At 45.2% G+C, this 14881-nt stretch carries 12 protein-coding genes; 1 reads left to right on the top strand and 11 read right to left on the bottom strand.

Annotated features, from left to right (window positions below; genetic code table 11):
- Positions 1-89 precede the first annotated feature (89 nt).
- From G636_RS0114600 to recG, 11 genes are all read right to left on the bottom strand, one after another.
- Positions 90-626: a Holliday junction resolvase RecU gene (locus G636_RS0114600; protein WP_026508644.1), complete on the bottom strand. Its 537-nt coding sequence runs from the start codon at positions 624-626 to the stop codon at positions 90-92.
- 91 nt (positions 627-717) lie between these two features.
- Complete coding sequence (locus G636_RS0114595) at positions 718-1755, bottom strand: RluA family pseudouridine synthase (RefSeq protein ID WP_026508643.1); 1038 nt, start codon at positions 1753-1755, stop codon at positions 718-720.
- 15 nt (positions 1756-1770) lie between these two features.
- Positions 1771-2373: a hypothetical protein gene (locus G636_RS0114590; RefSeq protein WP_026508642.1), complete on the bottom strand. Its 603-nt coding sequence runs from the start codon at positions 2371-2373 to the stop codon at positions 1771-1773.
- Complete coding sequence (locus G636_RS18825) at positions 2373-3137, bottom strand: pseudouridine synthase (RefSeq protein ID WP_051227056.1); 765 nt, start codon at positions 3135-3137, stop codon at positions 2373-2375. The genes G636_RS0114590 and G636_RS18825 overlap by 1 nt, the downstream gene beginning before the upstream one ends.
- Before the next feature lie 97 nt (positions 3138-3234).
- Complete coding sequence (locus G636_RS18820) at positions 3235-3933, bottom strand: hypothetical protein (protein ID WP_196803123.1); 699 nt, start codon at positions 3931-3933, stop codon at positions 3235-3237.
- A gap of 25 nt (positions 3934-3958) precedes the next feature.
- Positions 3959-4456: a pantetheine-phosphate adenylyltransferase gene (gene coaD / locus G636_RS0114575; protein WP_026508641.1), complete on the bottom strand. Its 498-nt coding sequence runs from the start codon at positions 4454-4456 to the stop codon at positions 3959-3961.
- A 12-nt stretch (positions 4457-4468) separates the two neighbouring features.
- Positions 4469-5035, bottom strand: a complete 567-nt coding sequence (gene rsmD, locus G636_RS0114570; protein WP_026508640.1) for a 16S rRNA (guanine(966)-N(2))-methyltransferase RsmD — start codon at positions 5033-5035, stop codon at positions 4469-4471.
- Between the two features lie 5 nt (positions 5036-5040).
- The gene (locus G636_RS0114565) at positions 5041-7290 is read right to left on the bottom strand and encodes a DNA gyrase/topoisomerase IV subunit A (protein ID WP_026508639.1); all 2250 of its coding nucleotides are present in this window, start codon (positions 7288-7290) and stop codon (positions 5041-5043) included.
- Between the two features lie 35 nt (positions 7291-7325).
- Positions 7326-9254 (bottom strand): DNA gyrase/topoisomerase IV subunit B, encoded by a 1929-nt coding sequence (locus G636_RS0114560; RefSeq protein ID WP_026508638.1) that lies wholly within the window; start codon positions 9252-9254, stop codon positions 7326-7328.
- An 87-nt stretch (positions 9255-9341) separates the two neighbouring features.
- Positions 9342-10205 carry a DegV family protein gene (locus G636_RS0114555; RefSeq protein WP_026508637.1) on the bottom strand — a complete coding sequence of 288 codons (864 nt, stop codon included), beginning with the start codon at positions 10203-10205 and terminating at the stop codon, positions 9342-9344.
- 88 nt (positions 10206-10293) lie between these two features.
- On the bottom strand, positions 10294-12351 hold the full coding sequence (gene recG / locus G636_RS0114550) for an ATP-dependent DNA helicase RecG (RefSeq protein WP_026508636.1): 2058 nt from the start codon (positions 12349-12351) through the stop codon (positions 10294-10296).
- Positions 12352-12558: 207 nt separating this feature from the next.
- Here recG and G636_RS0114545 point away from each other — a divergent pair, with 207 nt between their 5' ends.
- Positions 12559-14823, top strand: coding sequence for a diguanylate cyclase domain-containing protein (locus G636_RS0114545; protein WP_026508635.1), 2265 nt, complete (start codon positions 12559-12561; stop codon positions 14821-14823).
- The last annotated feature ends 58 nt before the right edge of the window (positions 14824-14881 follow it).

Raw genomic sequence — 14881 nt, 5'->3', positions numbered from 1 at the left:
CAACAAGAGGAATTATATCACTTAAAATGGTAAAAGTGAAGAGAAAATCTTATATTTAATCAAGCGAAACATTAATTTTGCTACGGTTTTCAAGCTTCTCTTTGCTTCAGATCCAGTGCCAAAGGCTCCAGATAAGGAACCAGGCCATCGACGCTCTGATGAATAAAATACATTTCATCAAGTTCATCATAGCGAAAAGATTTTCTGCCCCCATTTTCTCTTCTGTCCCAAAAGACCTTTAGGTCTCTGAAAGGCAGGTAATAATATTCATCTCTTCCCGTGAAATAGATGAGAAAAAAAGCCACGCCGTCCTGTTTCTCAAAGTTCTCCATAAAGGCTACCTGATGAGGATGGATATTCTGCAAAGTAAAGGTGTCCACGCTGCATTCCTTGGCATCAAAGCACACCGGAATCCCCTGGACCGCACCAATATAGTCCACAGTGGACTTTTGGTCAAAATATGCCAAGGTGATATGCCTGGTCTCTTTATCAATATTAATGGGAGTAATGGGCGTAGGGATCTTCTGTATCAGAGCCAGGCCCCTGGCCAGATAGCTCTCATTGGTCCTGTTGATCATCTCTTCCAGAACAGATCCTCTAAGTCCTCTGGATGTCCAAGTCCCCATATATATCCTCCAAAATCACAGTACAAACATATAGTCATACGAAAAGGCAAAAGCAGCTGTCAAATGCAGTTAACAGCCGGATCACAATATATCAGAACAGATCTTCTATGATTTTTTTTGCCAGAGGCGGAAGGGGACATTCTATTACCATGTCCCATACAGAGCGCTCATCTTCCATCTCCTGAGCAGCTTCATCAGCCCCCGGAAATTCCATTCTATAGGCATGGAGCAGCTGATATCTAAGCCCATACCTGTCTCTAAAGGCCTTGTTAAGCTCCCTGTCACCGTATTTGGAATCACCTATAAGAGGATGACCTATGGATGCCAGATGAGCTCTTATCTGATGAGTCTTGCCTGTTCTTAGCTCCACTTCTATATATGTGAGCTTGTCAGCCTTATTTACTGCCAGAGGCACGATAGCTGTGTCTATATTGGCAGCAGGGTCTTTAGACTGGATATTTTTGACCTTTACGATATTATTCTTTTCATCCTTGGACAGGACACCCCTGATCTCAAGAGGCTCTGTGATGATACCTGATACCACTGTCCTGTAGTATTTCTTAAGACTCCTGTCTTTTAAAAGGCTGGCAGCTGTTCTGGCTCCAGTAAGGCTCTTTGAACATATCACCAGTCCTGAAGTATTACGGTCCAGCCTGTTGCATACAGAGGGCTTAAAAAAAGCCAGATCCTTAGCTATTATTGCATTTTTATACAATAAATAACCTATCAGCCACTCATTAAGTGATATATCCCCTGCTGCAGCCTTCTGAGTCAGGATGCCTGCAGGCTTATTAACTATCATTATATCCTTATTTTCAAAGAGGATCTCTATGCCCTTTAGTTCGGAATAGGCTCTCTCATACTCTGCCGCATCTACGCCGCCTTCTGTTTCAGACTGCCTGGCAGCAGGATTTACAAGCTTAAGATAGGTCTCATCAGAGAACCAGAGCCTTATACTGTCTCCCTTTGCAAGCTTTTCGGAGCCGTCGGCCTTATGGCCGTTGAGGACTATATTCTTTTTTCTAAGCATCTTGTATATAAAGCCCTTACCGGCTTCAGAGAGATACTGGCCCAGAAATTTGTCCAGGCGCTTACCGGCTTCATTATCACCTACTATGATCTCTTTCATAATGCTTCCCGCCTCTTATAAGGATACACTCTGCAATATTCCGCTGACAGTCTGCTTGGTACCGGGTACCCAGGCATCTTCTACGGCTTTGGGATCTATCTTGTGGGCTATCCTTAGCTTTTCCAGTTCGCCCAGCCTGTCACAGAACTTATCAAGATTGTCAAAGATCTTGATGGTATAGTCATGATAGCCGCTCTGAGCTATCATATTTCTGATGTGCTCCTGGCAGTCACGAGAATCCATATCCTCATCCTCGCTGTAGCCTATGATATTCTTTTCCATTACTGTAATGGCAGAGACATTATAGCTTCCCTTTTCTGAAGTCATACACAGGTCATAGAGGACATACAGACCTTCTTTGACTCCTTCGATCCTCTCGAGGGCCCTGTCAGAGATCTTGTGAGCTCTCAAATACATATAGAGATTGACCGCGCTCCAGGCACCGGGCAAGCACAGCACTATAGCTATTATTGTAAGAGCATTTTGTCTGTTGCCAAAGATCATCAGGCCTGCTATGAATATAGCCAGGATCACACCCGCTATGATGCCTGTCCTGATGCCTGTATACCTTCTCATACTGTCTATATATGTCCTGCTACCCTTTACTGCTTTTCTCATTATTCCTCCAAATTATCCACGATTAAATCATCAGTCTTCTTTAGGAGAGTCAGCTCATCAGCTGTGAGTCTCCTGTATTCAGATATCTCAAGGTCCGCAGGGAGACTAAGGCCTCCCATCCTGACACGTTTTAGAGCTGTCACTTCATTGCCGACAGCTTCCAGCATGCGCTTAACCTGATGAAAACGTCCTTCGCAGATAGCCAGATATATTACGGGATCTGCGCCTTCCCCATATTCTCCTCTTCTGCATTTTGCAGGAAGAGTGATATCAGGGCTGTTGTCCTTCCTTCGATCACCGATATCTACGCCCTTTATGAGCTTTTCAATATCCTTGTCTGTTATATCATGTCTCAGATGTACCTCATATTCCTTTTCAACATGATGAGAGGGACTTAGAAGGTAATGATTCAAAGCACCGTCATCTGTTATGATAAGGAGTCCCTCTGTATCTATATCCAGGCGTCCCACAGGAGAAAGGCCTTTTGTATTCTCGCCTTCAAGGAGGTCCAGGACAGTAGCAGCTCTTTTATCATTTGTAGCTGTGATCACACCTGAGGGTTTATTTAATATATAATATCTGTTTTTTTCGTATACAAGCTCTTCTCCCATGTAATACACATGGTCAGTAGTCTCATCAATATGAGTGTCTGCCTTATAGATCACATCACCGTTAACAGATATGGTACCATTCTTTATCAGATCCTTTATCTGCTTCCTTGTACCCAGGCCTCTGTCAGCCAGAAATTTGTCCAGTCTTTGCATTAGCTCTCCTAATTGGCACATATGTTGTGCATAAAATAATGCGGCCCGATTTTACTCAGGCCGCCTATATCCAGTCGTCATATGATGTTAATGGATTTTATACAGTCGGCTCTGCAGCGCCTGCAATAGCAGCCATCTCTCCTGCGTTATCCGCTGCAGCTGGGGAAGCTGCGTCATAAGTCTGATCAAAAGCCGTGCTCTGATCCAAATATGTCTGTCCATCCTGCATAGGATAAGTCTCAGGTGCAGCTACAGGCTGCGGAGGAACCAGTTCTGCTCTGTTGGATCTAACCATTTCTTCGAAGCTGGTAAAATCTGTCAGCAGCTGCTCATAATGAGCATTGGTAGTATTGATGGAATTCTGCAGGACATTCTGCACTTCAGCCAGAAGCTGGTCTGTATAGGAAACAGCCTGAGCCTTCAGACTATTGGCTTCATTGCCTGCTCCGTCTATGATCTGCTGCGCCTTGGTTGCAGCAGAGGATACGATCTCACTGGCCTGATCATAAGCCTGGCGCATGATCTCGTGTTCGCTTATAAGTTCATTGGTCTGAGCCTTGGCATCTTCGAGAAGCTGCTGAGCCTTGCCCCTGGCATCATTCAGGATAGCCTCCTTATTGGATACGATCTTCTGATAACGCTTGATCTCGTCAGGAGTCTTGGTCCTGAGCTCACGGATCAGCTCCATGATCTGTTCCTTGTCCACAATAATGCTGTTATTGGAGAAAGGTACTGATTTGCATCCGTCAATGTATGCTTCGATCTCGTCGATAACCTGTTCAATCTTGTTGGTCATAAAGGCTCCTCACATAAATATAGAATTAATTCCCCTTGCTGTTATGGCCGTATTTCTCCCGCAGCCTCTCCAGCACGTTTTCCGTAACCATACCGGACACATCTCCGTCATATCCGGCTATCTCCTTAACAGATGAGCTGCTAAGGTATGAATAGATCAAATTGGTGGTCAGAAATACAGTATCGACGTTATTATGGGATAACTCACGATTAGTTTGTGCGATCTGCAGCTCATACTCAAAATCAGTAATAGCACGCAGCCCCCTCAAAACAATGTGGATCTGTTCCTTTTTGCAATAATCTATCAGCAGACCATCATATGAATCTACTGTTATATTATCCAAATCCCCCACACAATCCTCTATCATTTTAACACGTTCATCAGGCGAAAACAATGAAGTCTTGGCAGAGTTCTTCATCACGACTACGATCAGCTTGTCAAACATCACTGATGCTCTGCGGATAATATCAAGGTGCCCCAGAGTAATAGGATCAAAGGATCCAGGATAAACAGCTACTTTCATAATTACCTCCCATCAAAGCGCCCTGTTTATATTTCTCTTCTTCAGGAACACATGCTTGTTGTTCTTGTAGAGTTTTTCTCTTGTGATCTCATAGCCCAATCCCTCAGCAAAGGAGAAGTCCTCGTTAATATCAGCCTCGCAGATGATCATGGTATATTCACTGACATAGGGCATGGAATAGAGAGTTCTGAGTGTATGCTCATAAAGTCCGCCGTCATATGGAGGATCGATATATATTATATCCGCTTCCTTTTCGTGAATAGACCTGAGGGCAATGGATACGTCCTTTTTGATAATAGTCGCCTTGTCATCAAAATGGCATTTGTGGACATTGGCTGTAATACAGCTGATGGGCTTGACGCCTCTGTCTACAAAATAAGCATGGGCAGCACCTCTTGATATGGCTTCCACTCCTATGGAACCACTTCCTGAATACAGGTCTATGAATATAGAGCCCGGCACCTGCATCTGGATCATATTAAAAAGTGTTTCCTTGATCCTGTCCTGGGTAGGCCTTGTATCTTCTCCTTCAGGTGTTACAAGTGGTACGCTTCTAGCTTCTCCTGCTATTACTCTCATTAGGATTATCCTTTCTGTTTCTTTACCTTGCTGCCCTTGCCGTTTCTGCCGGCTATCTTTAAGCTTCCAAGGTCTGTCTTTATTCCTGATATCTTCTCGGTCCTTTCTTCCATAGCGCCAAGGAGATATGCATTTTTGATCTTATCTTTTGCTGCCAGGTTCATACCATGTACACCTGCTGCAGTCTTCTTTTGTTCCGGTACTTCATCAAGGAGGAATCTGAGGCAAAAGCCGTTTTCGGATTCTAATACCACGCTTTCCTCACCCTTAATGGGATGAACGCATACCAGCTCATCCTTGTCAGAAAGCTTGGTAGCGGCAACGGTCCTTCTTGATACATCAAACTCACCGCCGCCTACCTGCTTGATATAGGCATCAGCTGTTACAAAGAGGAGCTTATACAGGTTGATGCTGGACTGGCTCATGACCGTGATGATAGTCTCCTTGGATGAATCAAAGCCTGAGACATTGTCAATAGGCACACCCTTGTCCCTGAGCCTGCCCTGGGGCAGATCTGAAGCCTTGACTGTATGGAGCTGGCCACTGCTGGTAAAGATGCAGACCTTACCGGTATTCTTCATAATAAAGTGATACTTAAAGTCGCTCTTTACAGCTTCAAGATTCTTGTCATAGGTTCCTGCATCAATAGTCTTGGCATATCCGAATCTGTCCATGACAAAGGCAACATCTATTTCGGCTTCGGGCTTTTCTTCATAAACAGCCTCGTCGTACTGGCCTATCTCTGTCTTTCTCCTTGTCTTGTATTCGCTTCTGATAGCCCTGAGCTCTTCCTGGATGACCATAGACATGCTGGTCCTGTCTTCCAGTATATCCTCATATCTGTAGATATTAGCTACAGTATTCTCGTGCTCCTTGACCAGGGCATCCAGCTCCAGACCTATGAGTCTGTAGAGTCTCATCTCCAGGATGGCATCTGCCTGTCTTTCTGTAAAATGGAGCTGCTCAGCCATCACTCTGGATTCTCTGGACTTGAAATTAATTCCCTCTGTCACACCGTTTACAAGGCAGTTCTTTGCCTGAGGACGGTCCTTCGACCCCCTTAGGATCTCTATTACCAGGTCTATAACATTGCAAGCCTTGATAAGACCTTCCTGGATCTCCTTCTTTTCAAGCTCCTTTTTCAGAAGAGTCCTGTATTTCCTCTCTGAGGTCTCAAACTGGAAATCAATGGAAGCCTGAAGAGCAGCCTTAAGTCCCAGCGTCTCAGGTCTTCCGCCGGATATAGCCAGCATATTGACACCAAAGGTATCTTCCAGCTTAGTCTTCTTGTATAAGAGATTGGTAAAGTTCTCAACATCAGTGTCCTTTTTTAGCTCTATGACTATGCGGACACCTTCCTTGGAGGACTGGTTGGAAATGTCTATTATGTCATTTGTGATCTTCTTTTCAGCAAGAGCAGCCACATCTGCACAGAACTTGGATATGCCTGCACCGATCATGGTATAAGGGATCTCTGTGATCACCAGGTTGATATGACCGTTCCTTGCCTTCTCAGTCTCTACTCTTCCGCGGATCCTGATCTTGCCTTCGCCTGTCTCATAAATAGCCCTTAGCTCGTCCTTGTTGATCACTATACCGCCTGTAGGGAAATCAGGTCCCTTGATATAGTGCATCAGCTTGGCAGTAGAGAGGGTCTCATCCTGCATCAGGGCTATCTCGGCATCTATCACTTCAGCCAGATTGTGAGGCGGTGTACTGGTAGCCATACCTACCGCGATACCTTCCGAGCCGTTTATCAGAAAATTGGGTATCTTAACAGGCAGTACAGAGGGCTCCTTTTCAGTGGCATCAAAATTGGGTATAAAGTCCACTATATCCTTGTCCAGGTCAGCAAGAAAATTCTCCTGGGTCACCTTAGACAGTCTTGCCTCGGTATACCTCATGGCAGCCGCGCCGTCGCCTTCTATGGTACCAAAGTTGCCATGACCGTCTACCAATGGCAGACCCTTCTTAAAATTCTGGGCCATGACAACCAGACAGTCATATATGGAGCTGTCACCATGGGGATGATATTTACCCATGGTATCGCCTACTATACGGGCACTTTTTCTATAAGGTCTGTCATATCTGATGCCCAGCTCATACATATCATAGAGGGTACGCCTCTGAACGGGCTTAAGGCCGTCCCTGATATCAGGTAGAGCCCTGGATACGATTACGCTCATAGCGTAGTCAATATATGATTTCTGCATTATCTCCGAATATTCACTTCGGATAATACGCTGTTCTTCCATAACTAATCTCTCTTCCCCCGATCAAATCCTTCTTATCACGCCTGGAAATCCAGTTCTGCATCTTCTGCATGATCATGGATAAATGCGCGTCTGGGTGGTACTTCACTGCCCATGAGCAGCTCTGTCATATGTGAAGCGGTCTTGGCATCGTCTATCTCTACAACCCTCATCATACGGGTCTTGGGATCCAAAGTGGTCTCCCAGAGCTGTCCCGGGTCCATTTCTCCCAGACCCTTGTATCTCTGAAGAGTAAAGGATCCCTTGTGGCTGGCCCTGTATCTCTCCAGAGCCTTGTCATCATAGAGATATTCCTCCTTGCCCTTGGACGGTACCACCTTATAAAGAGGAGGCATGGCGATATATACATGTCCCTCCTGGATCAGCTCCGGCATAAAGCGATAAAAGAGCGTTAGGAGAAGAGTTGCTATATGGGCACCATCCACGTCCGCATCGGCCATGATCACTATCTTGTCATAGCGGAGCTTGGAAATATCAAAGTCATTGCCATAACCTTCCGAGAAGCCGCAGCCAAAGGCATTGATCATAGTCTTGATCTCAGCATTAGCCAGGACCTTGTCTATGGAAGCCTTCTCTACGTTGAGGATCTTACCTCTGATAGGCAGAATGGCCTGATACTGACGATCTCTTGCCATCTTGGCACTGCCGCCCGCTGAATCACCCTCTACGATAAAGATCTCGCACATCTTTGCATCCTTGCTGATGCAGTTAGCCAGCTTGCCGTTGCTGTCAAAGGAATACTTGGGCTTTGACAGGAGGTTGGTCTTTGTCTTTTCCTCAGTACGTCTGATCTTGGCAGCCTTTTCTGCTGAAGATATGACAGCCTTAAGAGTATCCAGGTTCCTGTCAAAGAATCTGGTAAGCTCGTCACCTGCTATCTTGGATACAGCCTTTGAAGCATCCTGGTTGTCCAGCTTGGTCTTGGTCTGGCCTTCAAACCTGGGATCCGGATGCTTGATGGAGATAACTGCAGTCATGCCGTTTCTCACATCTGCACCTGTAAAATTGGCATCCTTGTCCTTAAGATTACCCAGCTGTCTGGCATAGGAGTTGATGATAGAGGTAAATACTGTCTTAAAGCCGGTGATATGTGTACCACCTTCTGAGTTATAAATATTATTACAAAAGCCCAGCACATCCTCATGGAAATCATTAACATACTGGAAAGCGATCTCTACAGAGATATTATCGCTCTCACCGCTGATGTATACGATATCATGGAGAGCCTCGGCATTCTTGTTCATCTCATCCACAAAGCCCCTGATACCGTCAGGCTCATGGAATTCCAAATGCTCCATACTGCCCTCTCTCCTGTCATCATAGATGATGGTGAGATCAGGATTAAGATATGCTGTTTCGTGAAGTCTGTTCTTGATATCCTCTTCGCGGAAACGGGTCTTCTCAAATATCTCGGGATCGGGAAGAAAAGAGATGCAGGTACCATGCTCTCTGGTCTTACCCACTTCAGGAAGAAGTCCGCCTATGAGCTCTGTGGTAGGGATACCTCTTTCGTAGCTGTCTTCGTATATGCAGCCATTCTCTTTGATCCTGACCTTCATCCAGGATGAAAGAGCATTTACTACAGAGGAGCCTACGCCGTGGAGACCGCCTGATGTCTTGTAGGCGCTGTTATCAAATTTGCCTCCGGCATGAAGCATGGTCAGTACCACACGCTCTGCAGACACGCCCTTGGCATGGAGACCCACAGGGATACCTCGTCCGTTATCCTCTACAGATGCTGAACCGTCCTCATAGAGAGTGACATGTATCTCTGTGCAGTAGCCTGCAAGATGCTCATCCACGGAATTATCTACTATTTCATAGACCAGGTGGTTCAGACCCCTTGTAGATGTGGATCCGATGTACATTCCGGGTCTTTTACGGACTGCTTCAAGTCCCTCGAGGACAGTGATACTGCCTGCGCCGTATTCGTTCTTATCTGGCATTGTTTCCCCCTAACAGATCTTATATCTTCGTATAACTTCATAAGAAAGAACCTGCAGCACAAAAAATATCTGCAGGTCTATTAATTATCATTTAAGTATTTTGGTAACTGTAACAGCAAGAGCTCCGGGGCCTATATGACAGGATACAGACAGTGACAAGGGATCCATATCAACTTCAAAACCGGGGAAAGCCTCCTCTATGGCCTGCTTCCAATGCTCAGCTCTCTCCTTGTCCTGAGTATAAGCCGCAGATATCCTCACATTATCAGGATCCAGCCCGCCAAAGCGCTTCATGGCATCATCTCTAATGGCACCCAGCATGATCTTCTCGCCCTGAGAAGAGGTACGGGCCTTGGCAAAGGCATCCAGCTTCTCTCCCTGGATCTGAAGAACAGGCTTAAGCCTGAGAAGTGTACCCAGTGCAGCAGCTGCAGGTGTGATCCTGCCGCCCTTCTTCAGGTAATGAAGAGTATCCAGCATAATATAGATGCTGGAATTAAACTTATCAGCAAGCAGTATCTCCTTGATCTCTACCGCGCTCTTACCCTCAGCTGCCAGTTTCAAGGCATCCAGACATGAAGATTTCTGAGTAACGGATATCCTCTGGTTATCAACAACCTGTACTTTGCCGTCATAATCCTCTGCAAAAATGCTGGCACTCTGACATGAGGATGACAGACCGCTGCTCATAGGTATATATACTATCTCATCATGATCTTCAAGGATCTTGTCCCAGGTCTTCATTAGCACTTCAGGTGAAGGCTGGGATGTAAGGATTTCCTCATCATCATTAAGCTTTTGGTAAAACTCTTCCTGTGTAAGATTTATATCTTCAAAATAATCCACGCCAGCTATACTAAAGGGCATGGGAATGACTTCAATACCCAGTTCTTTGGACTTTGCCTGTGTGATCCCGCTGTTGGAATCTGTTACAACTGCAATCTTAGCCATAAGTGTCCTTTCCTTTTCCGTCTATATTATCAACTTAATTATCTTACCCGCAAAGCCAGTAACTGTCAAATTATGGAAGGATTTATAGTCATAAGGTCACATCTCTTTCCATAACGGGCAGATATACTTCCTTCCTCATAAGGCTGTGCTCTTTATTGCTCAGATCGGGATCAGACTCCAGTATCTTAGCGGCATCTGCAGCAGCCTGCCTGATAAGATCAGAATCAGCATATATATCACCTGCTTTAAAAGAGAGCTCTCCGCTTTGCCTGATGCCAAAGAGCTCTCCGGGACCTCTTTGCTTTAGGTCTTCCTCCGCTATCACAAAGCCGTCATTGGACTTTGCCAGTATATCCAGCCTTTTGGCGGCTTCTTCCCCTTCAGAACTGTTGATAAATATGCAGTAGCTCTGCTCGCTCCCTCTTCCTACCCTGCCCCTTAACTGATGGAGCTGGGCCAGACCAAAGTGCTGGGCATTCTCAATCATCATCACAGTGGCATTGGGCACATTGACGCCCACTTCTATAACTGTCGTTGATACCAGTACGTCAATATTATGAAGGGCAAAGTCTTCCATGATCCTGTCCTTCTCGGCAGCCTTCATCTTGCCGTTTAGCATGGCTATCTTGAGGTCAGGAAGAATTTGCGAGAGCTTAGCAGTATAATCTGTGACATTCTCCACATCATTCATCTCTCCCTCTTCTATCATGGGACAGATGACGTATACCTGCCTGCCCAGAGCTACCTGCTTTTTTATAAAATTATAGGCCGTAGGCCTGTAGGAAGTATCTACTACGCAGTTCTTGACAGGGAGCCTCTCCCCGGGCTTCTCATCAACCACGGATACGTCCAGGTCACCATAGAGGATAATAGCCAGAGTCCTGGGTATGGGCGTAGCACTCATAGCAAGGACATGGCATTTCTCTCCCTTGTCTGCAAATCTCTCCCTTTGCCTGACGCCAAAGCGGTGCTGCTCATCCGTGATCACAAGAGCCAGGTCCTTGTATTCCACCGCATCCTGTATCAGAGCATTGGTCCCTATTATCACATTGACTTCACCGGATATGATGCTCTTTCTGATCTTTTTCTTTTGTGCAGCTGTCACACTGCCGGCCAAAAAGACAGGCTTAAAGGGCAGGTCATACTTTTTAGTCATCTCCAGCATATCTTCATAATGCTGCCTTGCCAGCACCTCTGTAGGAGCCATGAGAGCCGCCTGAAGGCCCATGGATACAGTATCGAGCATGGCCATAAATGCCAGGATAGTCTTGCCGCAGCCCACGTCTCCCTGGATCAGCCTGTTCATGACTCTACCTGAAGACATGTCCCTTCTGATCTCTGACAGGACTCTTTTCTGGGCCGTGGTCAGTTTATAGGGAAGGCTGTCAGACAGCCTGTCTGTGATCTCTGACGGTCTGATCACCGCCTTTGGCAGCGCCGGGCTACCTGAGAGCTTTAAGAGCTTTAATTTTAATATAAATAACAGATATTCATCATAAGCAAGGCGTTTTCTGGCCATGTCAAAAGAGTCTCTGTTTTTGGGAAAATGTATATCCTTAAGAGCTGCGCTGTATTCCATAAGCTCATGTCTTTGCTTTAGCTCTGCAGGCAGAGTATCCTTCATATAAGACACATATTCTATAGCGATCTTCATGGCCTTCTTGACCATATTATTGGTGAGACCGCTTACCAATGGGTATATAGGCTGCATGGTACCTTCAAGGGCAGCATAGTCCTCTTGCTTGTATATGGAAGGCTGCTGCAGGACGAGCTTTCTTCCTTTTGTCTTAACAAGGCCCCTGAAGATATACCAGCCTCCCCTTTTAAGACTGGATTTCAGATAAGGCTGGTTAAAAAAGGTAATGTTAAGCACGCCCTCATTATCAGCTCCTTCAAAGGTCAGTATGCTCATATTCTTCACATGCCTGACAGTGATCTCCGAACTGATCCTGAGCCTGAAAGCCGAAACATTACCTGCCTTGGCCGCAGATGAAGGCAAAATTTCCTCGAAAGTATCATAATTTCTGGGATAATAGGCCAAAAGGTCTTTGATATAATAGATACCGGCCTTATTAAATGCCGCTTTGGTTTTATCTCCAATGCCCTTGATGGAATCAATGGCTTCAAACAGAAAGTCCTCGTTCATATGATCCTCCCCACAACATTGTATGAGATTTTGCCCACATGTTCAAAGCAAATTAAAGGATAAGGCTCAAAATGCCGATAGTACATACAGATGCTGTATATTTTGATATATAATAATATTTGTTTTTAGTATATATTTAATATTGATGCTTATTATCCAATTGATTAAGTATACACATAATTTATTTCGAGCATATATGGGATCATTATGAACAAGAAGATACGTACTATAGGCATATTATCAAGCGGTATAACAGAAGAATACTCAGGCCAGATATGCAGAGGCGCAGTTGACAGAGCCCTTATGGAAGGTATCAATGTCATCATTTTCCCCGGCAAATACCTGGATGTAAGGGATGATATCCTGCAAAAGGAATCTTCTTTTGAATATCAGTACCAGGTACTCTTTGACGAAGCCAAAAAAGCCGGAGTGGATGCCTTTATCTGCACAGCCGGTTCCATAGGCAACTATACCTCCAGAAAAAAGCTCAGAGCTTTTATTGAAGGCTTCAAGGACTATCCCATTGTATTATGCGGTATGCATATGGAGGGCTATTACAGCGTAAATTACGATAACACAAGGGGTGTGCACGAAGGCCTGGAATTTCTCTATGACAAGTTGGGTGTTAGAAAATTCGCCTGCCTGGCAGGAAGCTCAGAGAATACTGATATGCTGGAAAGAGAAATGGCCTTTTGCGCCTTTATGGAATCCCATGATCTGGAAGTGACAAAGGATCAGATCGTCCGCTGCCTCCTTCCCAGACATAAAGATAAGAGCACAGCCATGATCTTGGATCAGAACCCCGGCGTGGAAGCAATATTCTGTGCCAATGACGACACAGCTCTTGCAGTATATGAAGAGATGTATTACAGAGGTCTGACTCCCGGCAAAGATATTTATATCCTTGGTTTTGATGATGTGAGCGGCGCTGCAAATGCTTCTCCTTCCCTCTCCACCATACATGCTGATGCCCAGCGTATTGGAATGGAGTGCGTATCTCTCCTGCAGAAGATATGCAGTGATGCACCTCTCTCTGACCGCATAGATTTCAGGATCCCCTGTCCTCTTATTATCAGAGATTCCTTTGGTAAGGGCTCAAACAAGATTGTCAGCGACCTTAACTACGCCTCAGATTCAATGAACAGCAGCCTCCTTAGGAACAGCCATTCTATCAAAACCGAGGAGTACCTTAGAAACAAGCAGCTCTATGATGCCATACCTGTCATCATTGAAAATGCAGTTGCCTCAAATTCTGAAAAAGATTTTAATGAGCAGCTCTTTAATATATCAAACCTCTTGTCAGACGCAACAGAAAAGGCCGGAGCTACCGCATTTCTGGATATAAGCTCCACTATCAACTATCTGACCAAGCTTGAACAGCAGCTCAGGCACAAGTATCAAAGCGAGGATTCTCTGAGCAGGCTCTATTCTGTCTTTAGTCTGGTATTCAAAAAGATGGTAAAAGCCCTCAATGAAGAAAACGGACGATTGACCAGAGAAAAGATGCTCAACGAGCAGGAAATGAGACTCTTCTGCCGCCGCACCATGAGCTTTACAACAGGAAATGACAAGAGCTACTCAGCCATCCTGTCTGACCTGGGCTGGCTTGGTATTGACAAGGCTGCGCTGTGTCTTACGCCCCGTATGTTCATACATGATTTCAGAGATGAATATGAACTGCCTGACAAGCTGCTGCTAAAGGCCATTCTCAGGGACGGCAGAGTCAGCTCTCCCAAAAAACAGGAAATGACCATGGAGGAAATCTTCAAAAAGCTCAGCAATGGCGAAAAGAACCAATATGTCATGTTCCCTATCTTCTATGGTAATGAATACTACGGTTTCCTGATCTGCAACATGACCGAGGATCTCTATATCAATGGAGACTTCCTTGCAGGCCAGGCCGGCTGCGCGGCACGAATGATATCACTCCTGCATCTCAATGAAGTCACTTCGGACAAGCTTGATAAATTGTCCAGGATCGATCCTCTCACAGGAATACTCAACAGAAGAGGCTTTACAGATGCAGCTTACGAACTTTTTGCAGAGGAAGAAAAGGGCATGGCCTCTCATCTGCTCCTGCTATACCTTGATCTGAACTGGCTCAAGGAGATCAATGACGAATTTGGCCATGAAGAAGGTGATCACGCCATCAGATGTGTAGGTGAGATCATTACAAAAGAAGCTGAAGATAAAGGCTATGCTGCCAGGATCGGCGGCGATGAATTTGCATGTCTCTTTAGATGCTCAGATAAAGAAGCTGCTGACAACGCGATCCTTTCAATGAGAAAAGCTTTTGATGAGCTTAATGACATGTCCGATAAGCCCTATCTTGTATCAGTTTCCATAGGAAGCTGCTTTGTCAAAGGAGGATATCCCAAGGTCCTGGATGATATGCTGGAAGAAGCAGATAAATCCATGTACCTGGAGAAAAAGAATATCCATAAACAAAAAGGAAGCGGATTCAGAAAATAGTAAAAAGCCCATTATAATTTCAAATAAATATATAAAAAGTAAACCCCCGTTAAGGAAT

The organism is Butyrivibrio sp. MC2013 (assembly GCF_000424585.1).
In the GTDB taxonomy this organism is placed as follows: domain Bacteria; phylum Bacillota; class Clostridia; order Lachnospirales; family Lachnospiraceae; genus Butyrivibrio.
This window is presented reverse-complemented; position numbering and strand designations above follow the sequence as displayed.

Coding starts and splice junctions, on each gene's coding strand:
- G636_RS0114600 (WP_026508644.1), bottom strand. CDS start 626: ATGGGGACTTGGACATCCAGAGGACTTAGAGGATCTGTTCTGGAAGAG.
- G636_RS0114595 (WP_026508643.1), bottom strand. CDS start 1,755: ATGAAAGAGATCATAGTAGGTGATAATGAAGCCGGTAAGCGCCTGGAC.
- G636_RS0114590 (WP_026508642.1), bottom strand. CDS start 2,373: ATGAGAAAAGCAGTAAAGGGTAGCAGGACATATATAGACAGTATGAGA.
- G636_RS18825 (WP_051227056.1), bottom strand. CDS start 3,137: ATGCAAAGACTGGACAAATTTCTGGCTGACAGAGGCCTGGGTACAAGG.
- G636_RS18820 (WP_196803123.1), bottom strand. CDS start 3,933: ATGACCAACAAGATTGAACAGGTTATCGACGAGATCGAAGCATACATT.
- coaD (WP_026508641.1), bottom strand. CDS start 4,456: ATGAAAGTAGCTGTTTATCCTGGATCCTTTGATCCTATTACTCTGGGG.
- rsmD (WP_026508640.1), bottom strand. CDS start 5,035: ATGAGAGTAATAGCAGGAGAAGCTAGAAGCGTACCACTTGTAACACCT.
- G636_RS0114565 (WP_026508639.1), bottom strand. CDS start 7,290: ATGGAAGAACAGCGTATTATCCGAAGTGAATATTCGGAGATAATGCAG.
- G636_RS0114560 (WP_026508638.1), bottom strand. CDS start 9,254: ATGCCAGATAAGAACGAATACGGCGCAGGCAGTATCACTGTCCTCGAG.
- G636_RS0114555 (WP_026508637.1), bottom strand. CDS start 10,205: ATGGCTAAGATTGCAGTTGTAACAGATTCCAACAGCGGGATCACACAG.
- recG (WP_026508636.1), bottom strand. CDS start 12,351: ATGAACGAGGACTTTCTGTTTGAAGCCATTGATTCCATCAAGGGCATT.
- G636_RS0114545 (WP_026508635.1), top strand. CDS start 12,559: ATGAACAAGAAGATACGTACTATAGGCATATTATCAAGCGGTATAACA.